The following is a 22,066-nucleotide window of genomic DNA, read 5'->3' as shown; positions in this document are numbered from 1 at the left end:
TGTAGATAACTCCATTGGAAGAAAAAAAATCTGTCCGCTATTCTTGAAGAGCGAAATAGATGAGAGGTTTTTATGAGAATCCTATTAGTAGACGACGACCAAGAAATTAGATTTGCCCTGGCCAATGTTTTTCAGGCCAAACACAAATTTACAGTGGTTGAAGCCAGCTCTGGCCAAGAAGCCATTGCCGCATTGACCGCAAAAAATGATTTCACGTTAATCATTTCTGATTTTCAGATGGATAACGGCAACGGCGACGTGATCGTTGATTTTCTTAAAAACCAAAAAATTAATGTGCCCTTAGTTTTCTTTTCCGGATCACAAGAGATTAAATCTGCTGAAATTAGCGCCCCTGTTTTAAAATGTTTCGCTAAATCTGAAGTTTTTCACCTGATTGAATACGTTGAGTTTTTATGGAGCCAAACAGCGCAACGCGCAGTTGTCTGAGGGCTAGACTTATTGAATACTGTTTTCTATGAAAAAATGTATTCTTAGTTTAGCCGCGATTTCTTTATTAGCCTGCCAATCACAATCAAAAAAACCAAATTTGCCCGAAGCCCCACAAGTCACACTGACTAAAGCTGATGTGCTATTAACACCTGTTGAAGGTTTTAATTTTAAATGGGGTGGCTTTTCAGGACTGTCATTTATTAAAGAAGAAAAAAATGGCGACTTGTTATTTTGGACTTTAACTGACCGCGGCCCTAATGGAGCAGAATTTAAACGCCATAAAAAAGTAATGCGCGGCTTTTTTAGCCCAAACTTCACACCTAGCTTTATTCAGCTCAAATACGTCAAAGCTGAAAATAAAGTGGTTATCGTAAAAACGATTCCGTTTCATAATTCAGATAATAAACCTATGTCAGGTCTTCCACCGAAAGACACCATTTCTAAAGTTGAATCCCCGACTGACCTCATCGGAACAAGCCTAGAACAAGATAATAACGGGATTGATTCAGAATCAATGACAGTAGATGAAAAAAATCACTTCTGGGTAGGTGAAGAATATTTTCCTTCTATTTTAGAGTTTGATGGCAAAGGAAAATTATTATCTCGTCTTTTTCCAGCGGCACAACCTAATGTAGCTTTAAAGAAAAACGAAATTCCAAATGCTTTTGCTCACCGTGGTTTTAACCGTGGTTTTGAAGCGATCGGATATAAAAACGGTAAAATCTTTTTTATGTCACAAAGCCCACTGAAAGTTCCAGAGGCTCATAAAGACAAAGAGTTTTCTGTGATTCGCATTGGTGTGTTTAACACAAAAACGAGAATGTACGAAGCTGAGTACCTTTACCCGCTAACACATAAAAAAGTCGATAAAATCGGTGATCTGACAATGATCAGCGAGACTGAGTTTTATGTGATCGAACAAAATGGCGATGTGGGCGCTGATAGCGTTCACTTAATTTACAAAGTCGATCTATCAAAAGCCACTAACCTGGTAAAATCGCCTTTAGAAAACAATCCAGAAACTTATTCACAAAAAGATTTACTCGCAAAAGTGACTCCGGTTGCTAAAACTTTAGCTGTAAACTTAATCAAAGCCGGTTACAGTGACTTTGAAAAGATGGAAGGTCTAACCATCATTAACGACAAAACCTTAGCTATTATCAACGACAATGACTTTGGCGTTCAGGATAACAAAATCACCGAACGTAAAGCTGTGTTAGGAATTATCGCTCAATAAGCAAGCTTAAAAAGCTTCACTCATTACAAAGCATACTCAACTAATAATGGAATATGATCGGAAAGTTTTTTCCAAGGGTTTCCGATCATCGGCTTACACGTTACAATATCCATATTTCGCGAATACACACGGTCTAACGTTAACACCGGGAAAAAGCTCGGAAACGATCTCGCCGGGCGTTCATGAAATTTAGTATGTGCCTCATCTAAGCCGATCTCTTGGGTAAACATCTGATGCAGTTCACCGGTCCAATCGTTAAAATCACCTGCCATAATGAATTTTTCTTGGTCTTGTACGTCGGCTTTTATTTGCGAGACAATTTTTTGATATTGCAGGCGACGCCCACGGCTTAATAAATCTAAATGCACATTGTACAAATGAATACGCTGTTTAAGGTCAGGAATTTCAACTTCACAGTGTAATAAACCCCGTTGTTCAAAACGATTGGTCGACATCACGGTATGTTTTTCCTGCACGATCGGAAATCGGCTTAACGTGGCATTACCGTAATGAAATTGTGAAAAGATAGCGTTTTTTGCATACGAATAATGTGACCAAAGTTGATCTGCCAGAAATTCAAACTGGCCTTCGGTGGGCCAATTGTTTTTTTCGCTTTTACTATGTTCTCCGACCACTTCTTGTAAGAGCACAATATCAGCTGATGTCGTACTTAACGCTTCTTTGATCTTACGTAAGATATATTTAAGTCCGCCTGTCGAAAAACCTTTGTGAATATTATATGTCATTACTTTTAATTTCATAACCAATACCTAAACCAATAAAAAATGTTGGCGATAATTCGTAAAAAAATATTTGAGTGGGCCTTATCATCAAGCTGAATCAGTTTTGACTGTGCTATATCGGCATGCCACTGCTTTTCAAGCTTTTCTAACCACTCGTGCTGGTCGATCACTACCTCTACTTCAAGATCATGAATCAGGCTTCTGTGGTTAAAATTATAGGATCCCACTGTTCCCCATTGATCCACAATCATAGACTTAGCGTGCAAAATCCGGTCTTGATATTCAAAAATTTTAACGCCCGCTTTCAAAAGGCGATCGTATAAAAGCCACGCAGTCCATTTCATAAAAGGCATATCACTGATGGCTGGCAAACAAAGACTCACATCCACACCGCGATGCGCAGCTCTTGCTAAAGCACGAATTGTTTTTCGATTCGGCAAAAAGTACGCGGTCGTAATCCAAATTCTAGTTTTTGCTTTATTAAAAGATTGAATAAGTTTTCTGAGCCTAGCCAACCGGTGTTTACGTCTCGCACTTAAACGTAAAACGTTATAGTGAAAATTCCACGAGTAAGTTAATCCATCGGGCTTGGCTTTTTCCCAGGCAAACTGGCTGGTATTCACCAAAGTTTCTATCGGAGCCCCTCGTACTTCAACGCCCGTGTCGCGCCAAGCTTTTAAGCGCGACATTTCTTCGCTATGAACTTTGTTAACGTTCTGGCTTCCGACAAAAGCCACTTTCTGGTCGATCAGAAAAACTTTTCTATGATCGCGATTATTCATTTTTCTAAACATCAGAAAAAAGCGGCGAATATTTTTCCAGGTCAGTGTTTTAAATGAAATGCGTTTTAAAAAATTCAATCGAATTGGTAGCGGATGGTAAATTTTAAAATGAATATTGTTAGCTTTGCAGTATTCATCAATATCAGCTAAAAAACCAATTGTACCAACACCATCAACAAGCAGGTAAACTTTGACGCCCCGGTCACTAGCTTCTTTTAAACTTTGAAGAATTTTTTTTCCGAGTTCGTCAAAGTTGAACATATACATTTCAACTCTGATTTCATAAACAGCCTGACGGATACTTTCTAAAATAGAAGAAAAGTACCCATCACCAGAAAAATAAAATTTTACATCGCTCCAGTTTTGAACAGCCACTCAAAATAACCGTCATTAAGCCGTACGTTTAACTATACTGTAGCCAAAAATTCCGCCGGCTAAGGCCATCACAGCGTGAAGCCAAATTCCTGCTCCGAAGAGCGGCACATAACCAAACAACGTATTTGTTTGCGGAAATAATCCAAGCACCGCAAAGAGCGCCGATATCATAAAAACCCAGCGTGAAAAGCTAATCGAACGCGGCAAACTTAAAGCCGGGTCACTAGCAGCCGCAACTCCCCATAATCCAAAGCCGATCAAAATCGCTTTGTTCACAATATTTAACGGAAAAATCCCCAGAAATAACCCGTAGCTAGTTTCTATTTTTAAGATAGGTAACCCGAAAGCCAGACCTGTAAATGCTGGAATTAACGATAACGCACCGATAACCAGCATGATAATACCGCCCACCAGCGCAAAATTTTTTGCGTTCATAAAAACCTCCATGTTAAGGGTTTAAATGAGCAAAACGCGTGCGGGCTATAAACTATTCCATTGTTTTTGAACTCCAAAACACCGTGGTATTTCGCCCAACATTTGAGGCAAATTTCAGTGTAGCTTATAACAAACAAATAGCTAATTGCGAGAAAGACTACTTCGCTTTTAGACTAAGTTTAAAACCTAAAAGATCAATCAATTTTAAAAATGTATCTAGGCGTGGGTTTCCGTTTTCAGAAAGAACACGATAAAGATTTTCGCGGTTAAGATCAGCTGCTGCGGCAAACTTTTTAAAGCCGCGGGCTGAAGCCACTGTTCGCATAGCCAGTAAAATTTCATCAGCATTATGACTTTCATCTATGGCATTTTGTAAATACACAATTTCAGAATGCGGATTACGTTTAAGATTTTCTTTGATGATCGCTTGCTTGTAAAGTTGTGCTTTTGACATAGTTTATTTGTAGCTTGCAAGCTACATAGGGGCAAACTGTGTCTCTATGAAACATAGTAACCTGGACTTTAAGCCAACCCCGCTTCAAAAGCTTTCTCAGAGAGTGAAATTAGACTAAAATTGTCAGTAGGCATGTCAACAAATTCTGGCCCAACTCTTTTGAATTCGACCCGTTCTAGGTTTTACCAAAACCTATTCACTCCTACTGCCAACGGTGAAAAAATCATCGCTGATATCGGAAAACTTAAATCCTGCTACGGATATGATATTACCGCTGTAGTTATGCTGTTTCAAAAATACGGTTTAAGTGGACGCGTTGAACTTGAAAGTAAATCAGGTCAAATTAACGCCGTGGTTTTTCACGAAGGCGCTATTCAATTCATCGAATTAGCTGATAGCGATACCCGTATCGGTACCTTACTTGTGAATCATCGCTTAATTACACAACAGCAATTAGAGCTGGCTTTAAAAGAACAGACCGGAGTTCCTATCGGAGCTTACTTAGTTCAGCGTGGCATTATTAACAAAGAACAAATTGGTTCGGTGTTATTAACTCAATCACGCACCCGTTTATCTAAAATGATCAGCGAAGAGCAATTTGCTATTCGCATTAAAGAATCGAATACCAAAATCAAATCGTCAGAACTTAACGTGGCTCAATTCAACCTACTTGTGCACGATTGGATTTTAAGTAAATTTTCAGCTGAGTGGTTAAATGCCCACTATCTTGAGTATTACAATTACACTGTGACTGTAAATTTCAGTAACTTCAGCCCCGCTGATGTGCAAAAATTTTCAGTGTTCAGTTTATTCAATGTTGATAACTTTTTAGAAATTATCGACACGCAAAAGATCAGTGATTTAGCGTTGTTATTTGAAAACAATAAAAATCTTTTTAAGGCGTTACATTTTTTAATGCTTTTAAAATGGATTCAAATCGAACCGTCTCGCGAAGCTGATACTTACGATTTAAAGATTAAACATATCTACAAACTGATCATGAACAAAACAGGTTTAGATCTGGCTTACTGGTTAAGTTTAATCACCAAGCAAGATGCGAATAACATCGAAACGATCTACGAAGAACTACAAAGAACGTTTTTAGGGCCTGAAACACTAACGAACGAATTTAAATTAGAAATTGATAAAAAAGTTTTAAATCTTTTAATTAATTTCCGTAATATTAAAAACACACTACCCGTGACTGAAGCGGCTGAAGAGAAAAAAGCCGCCCCTGCTGCGGTTGTAGATGTTAAGCCCATCAAAGCTCTTTTATTAGCTGAAAGATACACCGAAGCTTTAGCTTTGGTGAAAAAGCACAAAAACTCTATTGCTTCAGTGGCAGGCCTTCAGCTTTATTCAGCTTGGGCTCACTTAGGATTATCACTTTTTAAAGGCACTCAAATTTCAATGGGTACTTTAGAAAAAGAATTTTTAAACGTTTTACCTGAAGATATGACAACAGCTGACTATCACTATGTGAATTACTTATTACTTAAAGTAAAAAAACAAGATAGCCAAGCTAATGCCGCTCTCAAACGCGCAACCGACCAAGACGGTCGCATTAAAGAATACCCACAGAGTAAGGGCCTTTTCGGTTGGTTCTGATAAGTCTGCATGCAGACTTATCATTGTTTTGATCTGCCTCACCGGCAGACCTTATTCTAAAGGGCCGCTTTTGTGGCGGCCTAATGCTAATAACTAAATTTATTTTTAAAGGATCTAGAAGGCTACGGAGTAGCTGGCCGTGTAATCGAAAGATTGGTCTTTTAGCTTTTGTAGCTGTGTTTCTTGATTACGTAAGTTGTAGTGAAAGCCGATACCGTAAAGTTTGTTTCCGTCAGCGTAGTGAAGGTCTGTACGGAAGTAGGCACGAGTTCCCATTTTAGATTGGCTACCTGAAATATCTGTCGGTAATAACCACGCATAACCCGCATGTAAGAAACTTACGAAACGGCCGCGGTCGTACATGTTAAGACTTCCCTGCACGCCTAACTCTTTATTTAAGACTGAGCTCATATTCACTTCGGCAGAGTTATTTGAATTGTAATCGACCGCTGTGTTTTTCTCGATCGCTGCACGAAGTGCGTAACTGATACGGTCACTAAAGGCACGATTTACTGAGCCCGATAAGTTGTATAAAAAACCTTGTGGGTTAGCCACCGTTACGCTGTTTACGCTAGATACGTATTTAATCGAACGGAAGTTCGCCGAAGCTGTCCAGAAGTGAAAGTACTTAGCAAACCATTGGTACTTTTGCTCTTTAGGCATTTGTTTCATGATGTAGGTACGTAATGAAATATCGTACTCAGATAAAATCGATACGTTTTTCGTACGCGTATTACCTTCAAAGCGTGAAAACCCGAAGAACGGAGAAATCGAATACATGTTCATAATTTTCATACGTTTATAAGGTGGCACATAATACGTAAGATCTAATTCTTTATTTGAGGTGTCTTTATTAAAGTAATCTTGATAAGCCGTAACTAAATTATCATTCGGAATTTTAAAAGCCTCTTGTTCATAAGCTACGTTAGTTTCCCAAGAGTAGTTATCCATTTCAACGTCGATAAATTTGATTTGATAATCTTTACGGGCTACGTTTTTCTTAACCGTTGACGGGATAATTAAACGCTTACGCGTTGTTAATTTGATTGTTTCTAGCTCGTTAATTTTAACATCGAATAAAACACTTTTTTTAGGCTGATTTAAAATCAGACGACCATAGGGGTTTACTTTTTTCTTAGCGATTTCAACTTGTGGGTACCCCTCAAGCGATGTCATCGGCGTTAGACTTTTACACATTAAGTACTGCGTGATTTTATTACGCGTTGACAAACAAACCGTTGAACCAGGAGCAATCACTAACTCTTGCGGTTGAGGAGCTGCCGCCACAGTGCCGCTCACTTCTTCAGAAGGTGCCACAGGTTCTGGTGCGATCATGATGGCCGCGGTTGCACTCGCTGGCATTGGAAATGTTCTTAGAGCATTTAAATCTTGCTCTTTAACTGTGAATACAACCTTATTCTTTGGATTTTTTACCGTGATATTCCAAATGCCTGCAAGTAAGATCTCTTGCTTTTTGATCAACAACTTTCCGTCTTTGATTGTGGCGAAATCATCGTTCCAATCAATTTTATGACCACCGATATTAAAAATCTTTCCTTCAGAAACATCGTATTCAATGTACTGATTTAAAAAGACAAATGGCAGCTGTGGCTTCTCAGCCAAAGCCAGTTGCGGTAATGCTAAAGAAAGTAGTGCTGCAAAAAGTTTCATTGATCTCAATTCTTTAAAAATTTGAAATATTTTTGTTCAACAACGTCTAATTCTAATTCAGAACCATCTTCACCCTTTACGCTGCCGGCAACGTTTAAGAAACCTTCGCCGAATTCTTTACCTTGCGAATAAAGAACATTTTTCTCAGCATTGCTGTCTTCGTTAAAATACGGAACATAGAACGAAGTGATTTTGCAATTTGGAGTGATAAAACCTTGAACCATATTAACCTGGTCAATAAAGATTTTAGGAGCCTTAACAAATTCAATTTTAGCCGCAGAAACAGTGCCCATGAATTTGATCCATTCACGAATACCTAACGAGTTAATCATTTTAACTTGATCAAGATTAATAACCATATCACCGGCTGGTTTAAGACCGTGAAGTTCTTGTGGAAAACTTTCATCGATTTGTCCGTTTAATGTTAGAACTGTTTTACCGTTTTCATTTGCTTGTGTGAATTGTAGTTTTGACATTTTTTATCCCTTAATGATGTGTATAGATTTTTGAATTTGGTTAATTTTTTTCTCAGAGACCCCGTATGGTAAAATCGCTGTAACTCGCGACATCACATCCGGAATAACCCCGATCACTAAAGAATCAACGAATTCGTAAATCATCGCTGATCCAAGCCCCGCACCGATTGAATTTTTCGACATTGAATCGCGAAATCCATCTTTGTGGGCAGCATAAATATTTTCTAACATTTTATAACAATCTAAGCTTCCGTAGTGATCGATCACTGAAATCGCTACGAGGCCCTTATTTTTGTTCTTTTCAACAACCAACAATGATTTAGCCACATTTGATTTCGTTGAAATTTTTGGCGCATCTATTTGCGCATTCATCACAAGTTCTGCCGCCACTTGAAACAGATACTGATACTTTGTCATATCGATTTCAAGATCTGCCGGTAAAAACGCCTGCTCGATCACATCACCACGGTCATCTTTCATGCCGAATGGCTGAATAACAACGTCAGCGTTTAATAACTGTAAATCTTTATTAAAAAAATCTTCTAGTTTGTAATCAACTAACTTTAAAAAGCTAAGTTTGTCTGAAAGACCTTGAATTGAATTTTGTAAAACATTCGTAATCTGACGGCCACGAATTAACCCCAGGCAGTCAAGGGCTGACATATTGTCTGTGACCATATAGCAGTTATGGCCTTTTAATTCAGCCTGTGAATAACAAAATTTATCCGCTGAGCTAAACACATCGGCGATTTTCTTTTGAGCATCAGCTTGGCTTAAAGAGAAAATGTTACTCATAGTACATCCACAGCGAAGAAAGTTACGTCATCAATAAGTTCTGTGTTTTCGCGGTAAGTTTCAAACTGTGCATGAACTCCCGTAATAAACTGAGAAACATTAACGCCTTTATTGTGGTTTTCTAAAACCACTTTAAACATACCACGCTCTTGTAAAGACTCTTCGTTTTTATTACGAATATCCGGAATACCATCCGTATAAACGAAGATACGATCGCCCGCCTCTAATTGTTCAGAAGCCACTTTAAATTCAGATGTCATAGATTGACCTAAACGGTTACATTTAGAGTTATCTAAAAAGCGCAGGTCTTTTTTCTTAAGATCAGTGCGTTTACTTAAAATAAACGGTGCCTCGTGTGAAGCATTCACGTAATGAATCATGCGCGTTGGCTTATCAATCACACCTAAAAAACAAGTCATCATCATTTTACTTTTAGAAACCTGACAAATTGATTTATTCACTAATTCAATCGCCACTTCTGGTTCCATTTTTAAATTTTCAGTCATTGCTACCGCTGACTTGATGGCACTTGTGATTAAGGCTGCTGGAGCCCCGTGGCCTGTGGCATCGGCCATCCAGAACCAGATCTTTTGTTCGTTTTCAAAGTAATGCCACCAGTCGCCACCGCACTCAGATGCTGATTGGTATGAACCATGAATTTCGCCATTTTCAAATTTTTGATGAACCGGAGGAAACAACGTTTGTTGTACGGCTTGGGCCGTTTTTAACTCGGCTTCAAGACGCGCGCCTTGCGCCGTATCTTCCAAAAGCTTAACCATCTCAACGGCCATTTTATTAAAAGTTTCTGACAATAAAGAAATCTCGTCATTACCTTTAACCGGCACATTAATTTTAAAGTTACCACCAATGATCTGCTTAGCCGCTTCAGAAAGAGTAAGGATCTGCTTTGTCACATACGTTGAAGCAAACTGGCTCACTAATACCACGCCCGATAAAACCATTAAGAACACGATTAATGATTTATTGATTAGGTACGTTAATACGCCGAAAGCTTCTTTTTTATTTGTTAACGTCACAAGGTATAAATCATTTAAACCTAAACTTGAAGACGATAATAACCAGTCTTCTTGTTCTTTAGATTTGATTTCACTTGTTCCCATTTTGATTGAATCAAGGTGGGTAAATAAAGTTGGAAATTCTTCTTTTAAGTAACCTGCTTGAAGGTTCGATGTTTGGCGAACAACATCACCAGACATGCTCATCATGAACGAGCTAAACGCTTTATCAGTTTCGAAAAAACTTTGAAGGGCATCAGATCTAAAAACTGTCACTAACGCAATTTTTTCAGCCGCATCGTAAACCACATCACTCACGTAAACTAATTCGCCACCTAAGAACATTGATTTAGATTCAGCTAATGTTTTTGGAACTGATTTTAAAAAACCAACATCTTCAGTTAATTTGTAACCAAAGTTTGATTTCACTGTGATTTTGTCAACTAACTGCGGACTTGCGGGGTTGGTAATATCAACTAAGAATAAACCTTTAACGAAAGAATCTTCATCTAAGAAAATACTGTCGCCCGAGCTAAAAGCTTTATTCTTTTGATATTCAGTTAAATATTTTTTTGAAATTTCAGAAGATAATTTTAATTCATTTTTAAACTGATTCGTGATCGTTTCTAAGTAAATACTATTCGTATCGTAGATATACGCGATTTTATCTTTTTCAAAAACGTTAATTGAATAGATCAAGAAAACGCTTGATGACAAAAGACTTGTGATACTTAGAAGTAACATGATTTTTCGTTTAATCGATGAATTCATTACCTTCTAAGTTACGAGATGCCCGTCTTTTTATCAATATAGAGCCAATCAATATAGACTAGACTATGAGGCATTATGTTACATAGAATTGCTGGCAATTACGCTGCATTTAAAACTGAAACGCGGTTACGGCCTGAACGTTTAGAATTGTAAAGAGCATCATCTGCCGCTTTATACAATAATTTAACAGCTTCAGGAGAGAATGAATGTTTTGGAGTCCACGAAGAAATTCCCAGACTCACTGTGAACTTAATCGCAATTTCATTAAACATGACAGTCGACGCTTCGATTTCCGCACGGAAAGCTTCAGCGAACATTTGCGCAAAGTCCTGCTCTTTATCAGGAATCACAATCGCAAACTCTTCACCACCCACGCGCGCAATGGTAGCCGCCGCGAAGTCTGGATTTACTTTTTGCATAACTGCAGGAATTTTTTCACCTAAGAACATCAACACGGCGTCACCGCCCGGATGTCCGTAAGTATCATTAACCTTTTTAAAAAAATCCACGTCAAATAAGATCAACTGAGCATTCTGGCTTGCAGAACAAACTTCTTCGATTTTTTTTCTGAAATAAAGATTGTTTTTAAGCTTAGTTAAACCGTCAGTGTACGAAAGTTCTTTTAACGTTAAGTTATTTAAGATTAAGTTCAGCTGTTCACTTAAAATGATCGCTGATTGATGCGAGAACTTATTTAATTGTTCTAAAGAATCAAAAATAAAGATCGCATGCATATTATCGTTAGCTAATTTAAACGGAACAACTGACCAGTAATAATGGCTATCACCGTTTTTAACTGACGATTTTTGTGTTTGGTATTTAGAAACAACGTTAGCTGACAAGTAACTTTCAACTTCTTTTAGCACTTCAACAAAAGCCGGATCTGAATTATGCTCTTCACCGTGAATGATCGACATCGTTTGATTTACGCGCTTAGCGGCAGCATAAAATTGTGAAAACGATAATTGATAATTCATGAACTCATTCACGATAAGACTTGGCTCATCTAATAAACGAATCTTTTGAAAGATCTCTACTAACTGGTTCATCTCGTCGATTTTTTTGTTACGTGAAGCTAATTCAAAACGGAATGTTTTAACTAAGTCTTCTTCAACTGTTAAATCTTTTAGAGTTAAATGAAATAAGTTTTCATGCGGCGGTAAAGCTAATTTACGGATCGCAAACTGCCCTAAACCACGTAATACTTTTTTAGTTTCAAACTTTAAAATACTTACACCGGTAAAACCACAAAACTCTTCTGTGCGCGTAAGATCAAAAGCTTTCTCATCAATAGAAATAAAAGAATTAAATACTGTCGTCTTTTTATTTAAAAAACGGATCTGCGAAGTACCTGTTAAGGCTGAAAACGCCTCATTACAATAAGCAACGAAACCTTCGTTATCGAAAATGCATACAGGATCCTGGATAGAATCGTAGTACTCTGAAAAAAAAGAAAAAACATTATCTTCCACGTTAACCTTGTCGGTGTCTCATATATTGGACTTTAAAAATATTATTAAATCTTTGGGTGTTGTGTGGTCCAGGATTGTCTAAATTTGGACCATTTCTGTAAATGCGTCCTGGCTAAACAAGAAAAAATCTACCCAATACTGGACTAAGGGCTATTATGAATTCACCGTTTCGTGTCGATACTATATACATGAAATTTCAGAAGTTTAAAAAATTCTTTAATGACGACACAATCACAATTTATGTTTGTGTGATCGGCCTACTTATCGGTTGGTACGCTTTACACTCTGACTTTTCTTTCTTTAATATCGGCGGACGCGCTACTTCAGGACAAACGATTGCAACAGTTGATGAAGTTGAATCCGATGTTCGTTTACGTGGTACTAAAAATATTTTCTGGGAAAACGCCCGCACCGAAGACTCGATCGTTGAAGGCGATAGTTTATTCGTAGGCCCTGAATCAATGATCGTTATCCGTTTCGAAGATGGTAAATCGATCACCATCGGCGCCAACTCTCTTATTAAGTTCAAATCTGAAAACAATAAGATCAAACTTAGCTTACAATACGGTTCTTTCAAATCACAGAACTTACCTACTCAATTAGTCTTAGATGATTGCGGTAAAGCTTTAGATATCAAAGCCCAAGGCGATGCTGATTTAGAAATCGGTAAATCTTCTGAGTGCGGTAAAATTCAAGTTAAAGCTAAAAAAGGTGAAGTTAAAGTTAACGATAAGATCGTTGATAAAACAAAAGACCTTGTTATCGAACCCAAACCAATCGTTAAACTTATCGAAAAACCCATTGTTAACGAAGCGATCGTAAAGCTTGAGTCTTTACCTGCTCCGGAAATCGCTAAACTTCCAGAGATTAAACCTCCAGAGCCTCCAAAAAAAGTAGAAGAAAAACCTCTTCTACCACCAAAACTTTTACGTAAAACAGCTAAAATCTTAATTGATAAAAAGAAACTTCCGGCAGCTTCTTGGGAACAAGCCGAACTTGCTAAAGAGTATATCTTAGAAACTTCGCCAGAACCTGAATTTAAAAACCCAACTGTTGTTCGCACCCCGGCTTCAATTCACCAAGTTGAAAACTCAGGAAATGAACAGATTTATTACCGTTTAAAATCAGTGGGCGAAAATAATAAAGAATCAGCTTACTCTGAAGTTGGTCAAATTGATTTCGTTTACCCGTCTATCAAAATCAAAGAACCTAAAGAAGTTTACGACTACGTTGCCAAAAGCTCGAAAGACGTACCACAACCAAAAGATTTCAACGTAAAATGGACTGAAGTTCCAAACGCTGATAAATACGTTGTTGAAGTTGATAAAAAAGGTGGCGACTTCTCTAGCCCTAAAAAATTCACGACAAGAAAACCAGCAAGTGCAATTCAAGTTCCCGGCCAAGGTGAATACGAATACCGCGTTTCTGCTTATAATGCGCAAAATAGAAAAATCAGTTCATCTAGTAATGTGGGTGAGATTATCTATAACAAACTTTTTGATATGAAAACTCCGGCTATTGAAAAAACAGCTTCTAGCCTACAGTTTTTCTTTCAAAAAGGTTTAGGTAAATATATCTGGTTAAAATGGGTTTCACCTGAAGCCAAAGTGACTGATAAATACCGCATCGAAATCGCGAAAGATCAGAACTTCACTAAACTATTTAAATCTTACTCTACTTATAAAACAAAAGTTCTTGTTCAAGATAGCCTACCGGTTGGTAACTACTACTGGCGCGTTCGCGCTGAATCAACTGAAGATAAAGAACAAGTTTCTGACTGGTCTAACCCAGGAAAAATTGAAATCAACTCTGGCGCGATGTAAGCTTTCGCGCCTTCTATTTTATAGCGGTAATCCTGGATAGTTTCTTTTTTCTTTTACGAAAGCGGTTTCTTGGGCCGTGGCTCTACGATAATTAAACGACTTAGTTTCGCTTGATAATCCAAGTGGCGTAAATGGATTATCTTCGTTTTTGTAATGTAATAACCCTGTGTAAAAATCAAAACGATTCGCTCCTTTAATTGCCCCGCCTCTGTCGCGCACGATAAAAAAACCATCATGTACTTCACCGTTTGGAAGCTTTGTACCTTTAACCACTTCTACGAAAATAACTTCGCCTGCTTTATGAAAATTCATATCTGCAGCCACCGTATAATAGGGGTCTAAGCAGATGTTACTTACGCCTAAGCCATAGGGGCACTTTTCACCAACCTCTTTAAATAAAGGCACACCCTGCTTCTGGTCGACGTAATTAATTAAAGTCGTATCTTTACTACCAATGAGAGCACAGGTTCCTTCAATCACGCAGGTTTTATAATCTATAGCACAAACCTTTTTAATCACTTCACCCGTTGTAGAATATAAGGTCTTTTTGACCGAACAATCTTGCTCAGTAAGATCGATAGATTTCACGAAATAAATCGTCGGATTAAGCCTTTTCTGGCCATAAGCTACGCCAGCGACGAAGGTCATTAAAATAAAAGCGAACAAAGTTTTTACAGTTTGTGTTTTCATACAATCAGCATAAATACAATTAAAGGACCAGACCTATATCCCCCTATATTAGACCCTAAATTAAAAACTGTTACCAAATCTGTCACTAGGACCAGAATTGTTTCATTCAGCCCTGCTTTAATATGGCCGATAAAGGTTTGTTATTAGAAAAAATTACTAAGACAACAAAGGGAGACTTTTTAATGAGACTGATCAAACTCATCACGAGCTTTGCATTACTATTTACATTTTCATGTCAATCGCCGTGGAAAAAAGACGAAACAAGAGCCGTGGCGCAATACCAATATGAAGATGAAGAGCAAAAACACATCAACACTTTTGAAAAATTGATGCAAGCTCCGACTGATGCAGAAAGATCTCGTAACTTTGCGAACTATCTTGATCGCCAAAGAAGCTTCTATTACGTGGCTCAGCAGTTACTTTTTGACTTTGATGCCCGCTTAGATGTGATTTACAACAAAACACAAAATGGCGAACAATTAGCCGATGAAGACATTAACGAATTTCAAAAAATTCGCGCGCAAAATCTAATTGCTTGGGAATTTTCTGAGCGTAATCTTCATGAAATGTTAGACCTTTACTATTTAGCTTTAAAACACGCTAATACAGAAGATTCTCCATACCAAAAATCAACTCAGTGGATGGTGGCTAACGTAAAAAAATGGATCGATGAAGGCTGGAAAAAAGGCGACAAATCAGCCATCATGAACTTAGCGCAAAACTTACATGACGTGAACGAACAGATCAAAACAGAGTTTACAACAAAAGTAAAAACGCCTTCGTTTAAATCTTATCTGAACCCGTCACAAGCTGTTCTTACAGAAGCTTACGAGCGTTCAAAATGGCTTGTTGCTAACCGCCCTAAAACTCACTTAGATACTTTCATCGAGAAAGAGTGGTCTGAATATTTACAAACTCGTGTGATCGAACCTGAACAGGACTTTGTAAATACAAGAGCCGATTTCTTACAAAATGATTTTAAATTGAAAAAAGATTTCAATTTAAAAAACAACTTCACAAACCCACGTACACCGCAAGCTTTAGATGAATTATATCCAAGTCCGGATGGCAAAGGTCATGTGACTGGAAACCGTTTCCCGATGGGTAAATGGGCGATGACTTTTGATGATGGTCCAAACCCAACTCATACCCAAGGTATGGTCAATAACTTAAAAAACAACGGCGTTCACGGTACATTCTTCTGGCAAACACAAAACGTTGTGAAATACCCAGCGATTCCACAAACGAAAAGCCCGTTATTTTCACGCGCTTCACACTCTTACACGCACGCCAACTTACCAAAACAAAGTTCAGCAGGCTTAGATAAAGAGATCAACAGAGCCGCAACTGATTTCGCTAAAATCGTTGGCGAAAAACCAACGATGTTCCGTTGCCCGTATGGTGCCTGCGGCCCTTCTGGAAGCGCGATCAGACAACTGATTGCAAAAAACAATATGTTACACATTGCCTGGAACGTAGATACTCTTGACTGGCAAGATAAGAACCCTGAGTCAATTTTCCAACGCTCTAAAAAGCAAATTGATTCATTAGGTCGTGGTATTGTTTTATTTCACGATATTCATCCGCAATCGGTGATCGCGTCAGATAAAGTAATCAAATACTTAAAATCTAAGTATAAGATTGAACCACTTCATAAATTAATTGAAGAATCTCGCGGTAAACCATACTATACACCGTAAGATGAAACTTACGGTTGTATTTACACTATTAGCGATTTCTTTATTTTCTATCAACAGTCAGGCCAGAACGTTACAGTCTCTGGCCCAACTTTCAAATGCCCTACTGGTTTTAGCCGAACAAGCAACTCCTACAGCTGGCAGCAAATCTTGCAAAATCTCAAGCCAACAGATCTCAGAAAAAAGCCAAGCCTTACACAGGCTAATCGATGAGAAATCACAGGCTTTAACTGAAGGTGATTTTAAAATCTTGGCACAAAGAGCGGACACTTGCGATAAAGACTGCACGTGCGATATCTACGCCTACGCTTTAGAAAAACGCGAACGCCCTATTCAAACAATCGCCGATAAAGCGACAAAGACACAAATGGAAGACCGCCAAAAATGTATGGCTGCGGTTAAAAATGTTTGCTCCCAAATCAAAGCCCTAAAATAGTTCGAGCTCAAAACAAAAAAAGCCCTGTGCACAACACAGAGCTTTATCAATTATGAATTTAGTACGAGAATTGGAATATATTTAGGAAACCGAATCGCTATTTAAGCGATTACATACATTGGTAACCTTGAGTTTGAGATTGCGAACCACCTGGGTAAGCAATTTGACCCGAGCAGTTTGTTTGTGCACAACTTACCCAGCACCCGCCATACTGTTGGAAAGTTTGCATTTGCATGTAGTCAGCAGAACATGCGTATTGTTGGCCACGGATGAAAACGAATAAGCTAGAGTTTCCGTTACATTGTTGAGAACCGTAACCATAACCATTGTTGTACTGTTGCTGACAGTAAGTTGTAGCTACAACTTGGCCATTTTGGTTATTGATACAAGTCCCGTTAGCACCGTATGTGTAGATACCAGTACCGTAGGCATAGTTTGTTCCATTATTGCTTGTGCTCTTCTTCTTGTTATCACAAGACATCACAAACGATAATGTTGTTACTAACATCGCGATTTTTAAAAGTGTTACTAATGTTTTCATAATTGTTACTTCCTTTACAATTGATAGTTAAAGCAACCTCAAGGCCAACTTTTCATATTTCTTCTAAGTTGTTGATATGTGGTCGATTTTAAAAAATGATGTTTCACGCTGAGACATGCTCCAAAATCACAGACCGCAAAATTGTTTTACACCCTATTAACTTGTGACATATATTTGAAAGCAAATGAGCAACACTCAAAACGAATTAAAACATAAAGCTCCAAAGCTCGCCCCTAAAGCGATCCTTAAAGACTTTCTACGCTCGTTTCTGGTTCCAACACTAGTTGGTAAGGCCTTTGTTTTATACTTCGGTATACGCCAAGCTGAATACCCTGACGAGGGTTACGGCTACGGCTTAGCTGCCGCGATCAGCTTCACTGTAATCACACTGTCACTGTTTGTCTGGAAATACAGACACTACGAAGATTTATAATTTAATATATAGATAAGACTTGATCGTCTCAATATGAGACAAAGGTAACAGTTTCCTTTCTGCAACTCACCGCATATCAAAAAGGGAACTGTTACCCCAAATAAAAAAAGCCGGAAGGACCCGGCTTTTTTCGTTATTAAAATTTAACTTTAAAAACTATTCTTCAGTTGTAGTGGCCATTTTTTCTTTGATCCACTCAACAGCAGTATTTACTTTTGCGTAAACACCGTATTTGTTAGCGCGAGCGCAACCTTCACCCCAGCTCACAACACCGATTAAAGTGTGTGTACCGTCTGCATTGATAACCGCTAAAGGACCACCAGAATCACCTTGGCAAGAATCTTTACCACCAGCTTTGTAACCAGCGCAGATCATAGTTTCAGTGATATCACCTTTGTAAGCTTCAGGCGCATTACAAGTTGCTTGGCTCACTAAAGGAACCATAACTTTTTGCAACATGTTTGGTAATGAGTAAGAACCTTCACGAGTTGCACCCCAACCAGCTGTCATTGACATAACTGGAGCTGCATCTGGATTAGTATCATCGATTGCAATCTCAGTTTCATTTAAAGCAACTGGAGCAAAAGAAGAATTCTCAGATAATTTAATTAATGCAAAATCATTCTCCATAGTTGAAGAAGAATATTTTTCGTGAGCGATGATTTTAGCTGGCTTGATTTTCTCAACACCTGCAGTGTCTTTTTGATCTAACATACCGATCCAGATAGAATCGATTGTACCACCGCGTACGCAGTGAGCAGCCGTTAATACCCAGTTTTGAGCGATTAATGAACCACCGCAAAAGTGGCCGTAGCTTTTAGAACGTAAAGAAACGATATAAGAGATTTCTCCTTTTTGAGCATTCTCTCCACCAACGATTTTTTGGTTTAATGTTGGTTTAGCGATAGCAAATGATGAAATTGCTAGCACAGACGATACGATTAATGAATTAAGTGGTTTTAACACAAACTCTCCCCTCTAATTGAGTTTAAACAAATCCGTTTGTTGTGGATCTAGCATTGTACGTTTGTTTAAAAATTTTAAGCGATTTTACTGGTTCCATTATTAAACTAGGCGATGGTCTAGTTTTCTTGACCAAGTGCTAGGTGAATTAAACGTAAGTGTGTGGAATTTCAGATCAAAACTAGCCCATTATCGCAAAGCGCGAAGCTTGTTTAAACTTAGAATTAATTGTAATTGGCGCAGGTGGATTACTGCGCCGCTTTGCTTGATAGACCCGAACGGATCTTCATAAAAATGTCGAAATATAAGTACGCAGGATCCGGATTTGGCTGTTGTGTATGATCCGGTAAGAATTTTAAATTACCTGTGCGTAATAATAAACTTTTGATATCTGGATTTTGTAAAACCTTTTGTTCTGAAGCACGGTAGATAATATTGTAGTGCTCAACCTTACCCGTTTCAGTTTTGTATTCGATCTTTTTACCTTTATATGTGATCCACTTAATACCTAACTGTTTCATGTTAGCATTAGCTGCATCACCAGCGGCTTTAGATTCAAAGCCTGACATTTTGTAAACTTGCTCACGCGTATAAGGCCAAACAACGTTCGGATCTTTCATTCGTTCGTCGTTTGGGCCTTCTGGATACTTCATTCCCTGCCAGAGCCCCTCAACACTGGCGTAATGAGTTCCATCCATTTCAAAATGAGCTTCAGATAAATTAGAGAAGATACCAAGTTCAGTGCGCTTAGAAAGAATAACTTCGCCTTTTGAACGATCAGCCGCTTGTGGAGCAATCTCCCAACTTTTCAATTCACTTGGTGGAATAAACACCCACCATTGATCAGGATAATTGTCGTTAACTTTTGAGTCTTGCGCGGTCGCATGAATGCAACCACACAATAAAAGAACTGATAGAAGACGAAAGATATTTTTCATCGCTTAATCGCCCGAGCTGATTACTTGATATTTAAATCTTTAATGATTTTACGAAGTGGAGTGTCGTAGATGTACGTACCGTAGTTTAAACCACCGCCGTTACCATCAGCACGACCACCATCATGAATGCCTACAACTTTTAAAGTGTAGTAGTTGATGATTGTTGCACCAGATGAACCTGGGTTTGTATCACAGATGTGGTGAATTAAAGCCGGATCGAAATCAGAATCTTGAACTTTTTGAATTTTACAAGACTGTGACCAACGTAAAGGTAATTCTTCTGGGTGAGAGAAGATCGTTACTTTTTCGCCAACTTTAGCGCGTTTGTATAAATCAGCTTTGATCGCAACTGGAGGAACTGGGCTAACTTTTAATAAAGCGTAATCCATTTTCTCTGTTCTTTGCGCCATGATGATTTTTTCACATTTAGAAGTTAAGTAAGGTTCTTTACCTTCACGGAAACCCCATTGGATTTCATTTTCAGCACCCGGGCAGTCTTCGTTTTCGATTGCTGTAGGACCAGCCCAAAAACAGTGACCCGCAGTTAATACATAACCATCACCGATGTGAGTTGCAGTACAACCCATACCTAATTTACCAAATGCATCTACTAAAGATTTAAATTTAGTAGGTACGTTTGTAGCTTCTGCGTTTACGGCGATAAGGTCATCTTTTCCAATGATTTTTTCGATATCGCTATCGGCTTTAACAGTTTGTGATCCCATCACGACTACTAAAGAAAAAGCTGCTACTGATAACTTAATAAGTGCTTTCATTTTTAACCCCCTTCGTGGGTGTAAGGTCTCCAGTGGTTCCAGAGACGCACTGGTTGTACCCAGATTGGAACCATCTGGAAAGTAAAAATTGCAGGTGAAATGAAGAAAACCTAACCTACCGACGCATCGAGTTGCGACGATTTACGCGAGTTAAATTTCTGAAATGTTCTTACTTATAGGTAAGTAGCTGAAAGCACGTAAGGAAAATCGAAATCTTTACAAATCTGCTCATTAAAAGTGATCTCAACCGCACGCAGTGCTAATGGGCCGAACGGCCACTGGCTTGGCTTTAGCGTAACTTTTGATCCGTATAACTGATCACCCACAATTGGAAATCCATGACGGCTTAATTCTAATCTTAACTGATGAGCGCGACCGGTGATTGGGTACATATCCCACTCGTTAAACTCACCCTGCTTACCTTGATAGATCGCTTTTGTTTCTGAAGGATCACCATGCGGAGATTCAAACGATCGGCGTTTACCGCGCAGGATTTTCATCTTCCAGTTAAATTCAGAACCTGCATTTAAATCTAATCTATCTTTGGCCGCTGGAACATTAGCTGGCCAATGCGAGAAATCCTGATTCAAAGTTAAAGCTTTGTATTTCTTTTGCAGAAGCTTTTTAGAAAACCAATCTTGCGAAGCTTTATGCCCGCGCGAGTTTTTCGCAAACAAAATTAAACCGCTGACCTCAAGATCAAGTCGGTGCACCGGAAAGATTTGAATGTTCTTTTGCTTTTGTAACTCTAAACCTAAACATGGACGGTCACTTTTATGGCGATCAGGAACACTTAACACCCCTGCTGGTTTATCACAGGCGATAAAGTCGTTATTTTCAAAGATAACTTTGATGATCGACATCTATTTTTTCTTTAAACCGACAAGGAAAATTTCTTTTGAAATCTTGCGCGTAGAATCAGGTTTAACAGCTTCGAACTTTTGAAAATCTTTTTTAATCTCTTCACGCAGCTTAGAAAAATCATCTGAGTGAAACAGCTTACAAACAAAGTGTCCGTCTTTACGCAAAAACTTGCGAGCCACGTTAAGAGCAATTTCACAAAGCTCATACGAACGAGCTTGGTCAGTAAAACGAATACCCGTTGTTTTTGGTGCCATATCAGATAACACCACATCAAATGGTTCATTAAAGCCGTACTCTTTAAAAATTTCTTCAAGGTTAATATCGCGCAAATCGGCTTGAATAAATTTGGCGTTACTCATGGTTTTTGCCAATTTTTCTGGAATTTCAGTTAAATCAGCCCCCAAAAGGCGACCGTTAGGACCAATTTTTTTTGAGCAGTACTGTGACCACGACCCAGGAGATGCCCCTAGATCTAAAATCTTTTGGCCCGGAGAAATAATTTTAAATTTTTGATCAATCTCTTCAAGTTTAAAAATAGAGCGCGCGACAAAGTTTTGCTCTTTAGCCTTTTTAAAATAGTGATCCTGTACCTTATAACTCATGGGGCTTTGATACCAATT

23 protein-coding genes are annotated in these 22,066 nt (G+C 38.4%); 7 read left to right on the top strand and 16 right to left on the bottom strand.

Annotation, left to right across the window (positions count from 1 at the left end):
• Positions 1–72: 72 nt before the first annotated feature.
• Complete coding sequence (locus ACKWCF_RS06235; RefSeq protein WP_409479844.1) at positions 73–447, top strand: response regulator; 375 nt, start codon at positions 73–75, stop codon at positions 445–447.
• A gap of 28 nt (positions 448–475) precedes the next feature.
• Positions 476–1,687, top strand: a complete 1,212-nt coding sequence (locus tag ACKWCF_RS06230; protein ID WP_409479843.1) for an esterase-like activity of phytase family protein — start codon at positions 476–478, stop codon at positions 1,685–1,687.
• A gap of 23 nt (positions 1,688–1,710) precedes the next feature.
• On the opposite strand, the gene ACKWCF_RS06225 is transcribed toward ACKWCF_RS06230, so the two are convergent.
• The 4 genes from ACKWCF_RS06225 to ACKWCF_RS06210 all read right to left on the bottom strand — a co-directional run bounded on the left by ACKWCF_RS06225 (position 1,711) and on the right by ACKWCF_RS06210 (position 4,476).
• Positions 1,711–2,448 carry an endonuclease/exonuclease/phosphatase family protein gene (locus tag ACKWCF_RS06225; protein ID WP_409479842.1) on the bottom strand — a complete coding sequence of 246 codons (738 nt, stop codon included), beginning with the start codon at positions 2,446–2,448 and terminating at the stop codon, positions 1,711–1,713.
• Positions 2,445–3,587, bottom strand: coding sequence for a phospholipase D-like domain-containing protein (locus ACKWCF_RS06220; RefSeq protein WP_409479841.1), 1,143 nt, complete (start codon positions 3,585–3,587; stop codon positions 2,445–2,447). Before ACKWCF_RS06220 ends, ACKWCF_RS06225 begins: the two co-directional genes overlap by 4 nt.
• A 15-nt stretch (positions 3,588–3,602) precedes the next feature.
• Entirely contained in the window at positions 3,603–4,022 is a 420-nt protein-coding gene (locus ACKWCF_RS06215; protein WP_409479840.1) for a DUF4383 domain-containing protein, read from the bottom strand.
• A 157-nt stretch (positions 4,023–4,179) separates the two neighbouring features.
• Positions 4,180–4,476 carry an addiction module antidote protein gene (locus ACKWCF_RS06210; RefSeq protein ID WP_409479839.1) on the bottom strand — a complete coding sequence of 99 codons (297 nt, stop codon included), beginning with the start codon at positions 4,474–4,476 and terminating at the stop codon, positions 4,180–4,182.
• Between the two features lie 132 nt (positions 4,477–4,608).
• Between ACKWCF_RS06210 and ACKWCF_RS06205 the strand changes: the two genes are divergently transcribed.
• Entirely contained in the window at positions 4,609–6,084 is a 1,476-nt protein-coding gene (locus ACKWCF_RS06205) for a hypothetical protein (RefSeq protein ID WP_409479838.1), read from the top strand.
• Between the two features lie 114 nt (positions 6,085–6,198).
• Here ACKWCF_RS06205 and ACKWCF_RS06200 read toward each other — a convergent pair whose 3' ends face one another.
• From ACKWCF_RS06200 to ACKWCF_RS06180, 5 genes are all read right to left on the bottom strand, one after another.
• Positions 6,199–7,755 carry a hypothetical protein gene (locus tag ACKWCF_RS06200; protein WP_409479837.1) on the bottom strand — a complete coding sequence of 519 codons (1,557 nt, stop codon included), beginning with the start codon at positions 7,753–7,755 and terminating at the stop codon, positions 6,199–6,201.
• 5 nt (positions 7,756–7,760) lie between these two features.
• Positions 7,761–8,231, bottom strand: a complete 471-nt coding sequence (locus ACKWCF_RS06195) for a hypothetical protein (protein ID WP_409479836.1) — start codon at positions 8,229–8,231, stop codon at positions 7,761–7,763.
• 3 nt (positions 8,232–8,234) lie between these two features.
• Positions 8,235–9,026, bottom strand: coding sequence for a hypothetical protein (locus ACKWCF_RS06190; protein WP_409479835.1), 792 nt, complete (start codon positions 9,024–9,026; stop codon positions 8,235–8,237).
• The gene (locus ACKWCF_RS06185; protein ID WP_409479834.1) at positions 9,023–10,813 is read right to left on the bottom strand and encodes a SpoIIE family protein phosphatase; all 1,791 of its coding nucleotides are present in this window, start codon (positions 10,811–10,813) and stop codon (positions 9,023–9,025) included. The genes ACKWCF_RS06190 and ACKWCF_RS06185 overlap by 4 nt, the downstream gene beginning before the upstream one ends.
• Before the next feature lie 98 nt (positions 10,814–10,911).
• The gene (locus ACKWCF_RS06180) at positions 10,912–12,285 is read right to left on the bottom strand and encodes a diguanylate cyclase domain-containing protein (RefSeq protein ID WP_409479833.1); all 1,374 of its coding nucleotides are present in this window, start codon (positions 12,283–12,285) and stop codon (positions 10,912–10,914) included.
• 188 nt (positions 12,286–12,473) lie between these two features.
• On the opposite strand from ACKWCF_RS06180, the gene ACKWCF_RS06175 reads away from it, so the two are divergent.
• Complete coding sequence (locus ACKWCF_RS06175; RefSeq protein WP_409479832.1) at positions 12,474–14,108, top strand: hypothetical protein; 1,635 nt, start codon at positions 12,474–12,476, stop codon at positions 14,106–14,108.
• An 18-nt stretch (positions 14,109–14,126) separates the two neighbouring features.
• Here ACKWCF_RS06175 and ACKWCF_RS06170 read toward each other — a convergent pair whose 3' ends face one another.
• Entirely contained in the window at positions 14,127–14,798 is a 672-nt protein-coding gene (locus tag ACKWCF_RS06170; RefSeq protein ID WP_409479831.1) for a 3D domain-containing protein, read from the bottom strand.
• A gap of 182 nt (positions 14,799–14,980) precedes the next feature.
• Here ACKWCF_RS06170 and ACKWCF_RS06165 point away from each other — a divergent pair, with 182 nt between their 5' ends.
• Together ACKWCF_RS06165 and ACKWCF_RS06160 are read left to right on the top strand one after the other, a co-directional pair.
• Positions 14,981–16,498, top strand: a complete 1,518-nt coding sequence (locus tag ACKWCF_RS06165; RefSeq protein WP_409479830.1) for a polysaccharide deacetylase family protein — start codon at positions 14,981–14,983, stop codon at positions 16,496–16,498.
• A gap of 1 nt (position 16,499) precedes the next feature.
• Positions 16,500–16,931 (top strand): hypothetical protein, encoded by a 432-nt coding sequence (locus tag ACKWCF_RS06160; RefSeq protein ID WP_409479829.1) that lies wholly within the window; start codon positions 16,500–16,502, stop codon positions 16,929–16,931.
• Between the two features lie 109 nt (positions 16,932–17,040).
• Here ACKWCF_RS06160 and ACKWCF_RS06155 read toward each other — a convergent pair whose 3' ends face one another.
• Positions 17,041–17,472 carry a hypothetical protein gene (locus ACKWCF_RS06155; RefSeq protein WP_409479828.1) on the bottom strand — a complete coding sequence of 144 codons (432 nt, stop codon included), beginning with the start codon at positions 17,470–17,472 and terminating at the stop codon, positions 17,041–17,043.
• Positions 17,473–17,656: 184 nt separating this feature from the next.
• Here ACKWCF_RS06155 and ACKWCF_RS06150 point away from each other — a divergent pair, with 184 nt between their 5' ends.
• Positions 17,657–17,905 carry a hypothetical protein gene (locus ACKWCF_RS06150; RefSeq protein ID WP_409479827.1) on the top strand — a complete coding sequence of 83 codons (249 nt, stop codon included), beginning with the start codon at positions 17,657–17,659 and terminating at the stop codon, positions 17,903–17,905.
• A gap of 156 nt (positions 17,906–18,061) precedes the next feature.
• Here ACKWCF_RS06150 and ACKWCF_RS06145 read toward each other — a convergent pair whose 3' ends face one another.
• The 5 genes from ACKWCF_RS06145 to ACKWCF_RS06125 form a co-directional block, all read right to left on the bottom strand.
• The gene (locus ACKWCF_RS06145; protein WP_409479826.1) at positions 18,062–18,871 is read right to left on the bottom strand and encodes a S1 family serine peptidase; all 810 of its coding nucleotides are present in this window, start codon (positions 18,869–18,871) and stop codon (positions 18,062–18,064) included.
• A 245-nt stretch (positions 18,872–19,116) separates the two neighbouring features.
• Complete coding sequence (locus ACKWCF_RS06140) at positions 19,117–19,806, bottom strand: NADAR family protein (protein WP_409479825.1); 690 nt, start codon at positions 19,804–19,806, stop codon at positions 19,117–19,119.
• A 20-nt stretch (positions 19,807–19,826) separates the two neighbouring features.
• Positions 19,827–20,582: a trypsin-like peptidase domain-containing protein gene (locus ACKWCF_RS06135; RefSeq protein ID WP_409479824.1), complete on the bottom strand. Its 756-nt coding sequence runs from the start codon at positions 20,580–20,582 to the stop codon at positions 19,827–19,829.
• Between the two features lie 173 nt (positions 20,583–20,755).
• Positions 20,756–21,445, bottom strand: a complete 690-nt coding sequence (locus ACKWCF_RS06130) for a pseudouridine synthase (protein WP_409479823.1) — start codon at positions 21,443–21,445, stop codon at positions 20,756–20,758.
• Positions 21,446–22,048, bottom strand: coding sequence for an RlmE family RNA methyltransferase (locus tag ACKWCF_RS06125; RefSeq protein WP_409479822.1), 603 nt, complete (start codon positions 22,046–22,048; stop codon positions 21,446–21,448).
• Between the last annotated feature and the right edge of the window lie 18 nt (positions 22,049–22,066).

Origin of the sequence: Pseudobdellovibrio sp. HCB154, from assembly GCF_046267985.1 — a bacterium.
Classification (GTDB): domain Bacteria; phylum Bdellovibrionota; class Bdellovibrionia; order Bdellovibrionales; family Bdellovibrionaceae; genus Pseudobdellovibrio.
Note: the sequence above shows the minus strand (reverse complement) of the source record. Positions and strands in the feature narration are given on the sequence as shown.

Excerpts from the sequence above, each read along its gene's own strand:
- ACKWCF_RS06225 (WP_409479842.1), bottom strand. The coding sequence starts at position 2,448 with ATGAAATTAAAAGTAATGACATATAATATTCACAAAGGTTTTTCGACA.
- ACKWCF_RS06185 (WP_409479834.1), bottom strand. The coding sequence starts at position 10,813 with ATGAATTCATCGATTAAACGAAAAATCATGTTACTTCTAAGTATCACA.
- ACKWCF_RS06130 (WP_409479823.1), bottom strand. The coding sequence starts at position 21,445 with ATGTCGATCATCAAAGTTATCTTTGAAAATAACGACTTTATCGCCTGT.
- ACKWCF_RS06200 (WP_409479837.1), bottom strand. The coding sequence starts at position 7,755 with ATGAAACTTTTTGCAGCACTACTTTCTTTAGCATTACCGCAACTGGCT.
- ACKWCF_RS06175 (WP_409479832.1), top strand. The coding sequence starts at position 12,474 with ATGAAATTTCAGAAGTTTAAAAAATTCTTTAATGACGACACAATCACA.
- ACKWCF_RS06235 (WP_409479844.1), top strand. The coding sequence starts at position 73 with ATGAGAATCCTATTAGTAGACGACGACCAAGAAATTAGATTTGCCCTG.
- ACKWCF_RS06170 (WP_409479831.1), bottom strand. The coding sequence starts at position 14,798 with ATGAAAACACAAACTGTAAAAACTTTGTTCGCTTTTATTTTAATGACC.
- ACKWCF_RS06195 (WP_409479836.1), bottom strand. The coding sequence starts at position 8,231 with ATGTCAAAACTACAATTCACACAAGCAAATGAAAACGGTAAAACAGTT.
- ACKWCF_RS06165 (WP_409479830.1), top strand. The coding sequence starts at position 14,981 with ATGAGACTGATCAAACTCATCACGAGCTTTGCATTACTATTTACATTT.
- ACKWCF_RS06230 (WP_409479843.1), top strand. The coding sequence starts at position 476 with ATGAAAAAATGTATTCTTAGTTTAGCCGCGATTTCTTTATTAGCCTGC.
- ACKWCF_RS06215 (WP_409479840.1), bottom strand. The coding sequence starts at position 4,022 with ATGAACGCAAAAAATTTTGCGCTGGTGGGCGGTATTATCATGCTGGTT.
- ACKWCF_RS06140 (WP_409479825.1), bottom strand. The coding sequence starts at position 19,806 with ATGAAAAATATCTTTCGTCTTCTATCAGTTCTTTTATTGTGTGGTTGC.
- ACKWCF_RS06160 (WP_409479829.1), top strand. The coding sequence starts at position 16,500 with ATGAAACTTACGGTTGTATTTACACTATTAGCGATTTCTTTATTTTCT.
- ACKWCF_RS06135 (WP_409479824.1), bottom strand. The coding sequence starts at position 20,582 with ATGAAAGCACTTATTAAGTTATCAGTAGCAGCTTTTTCTTTAGTAGTC.
- ACKWCF_RS06155 (WP_409479828.1), bottom strand. The coding sequence starts at position 17,472 with ATGAAAACATTAGTAACACTTTTAAAAATCGCGATGTTAGTAACAACA.
- ACKWCF_RS06190 (WP_409479835.1), bottom strand. The coding sequence starts at position 9,026 with ATGAGTAACATTTTCTCTTTAAGCCAAGCTGATGCTCAAAAGAAAATC.
- ACKWCF_RS06125 (WP_409479822.1), bottom strand. The coding sequence starts at position 22,048 with ATGAGTTATAAGGTACAGGATCACTATTTTAAAAAGGCTAAAGAGCAA.
- ACKWCF_RS06210 (WP_409479839.1), bottom strand. The coding sequence starts at position 4,476 with ATGTCAAAAGCACAACTTTACAAGCAAGCGATCATCAAAGAAAATCTT.
- ACKWCF_RS06205 (WP_409479838.1), top strand. The coding sequence starts at position 4,609 with ATGTCAACAAATTCTGGCCCAACTCTTTTGAATTCGACCCGTTCTAGG.
- ACKWCF_RS06150 (WP_409479827.1), top strand. The coding sequence starts at position 17,657 with ATGAGCAACACTCAAAACGAATTAAAACATAAAGCTCCAAAGCTCGCC.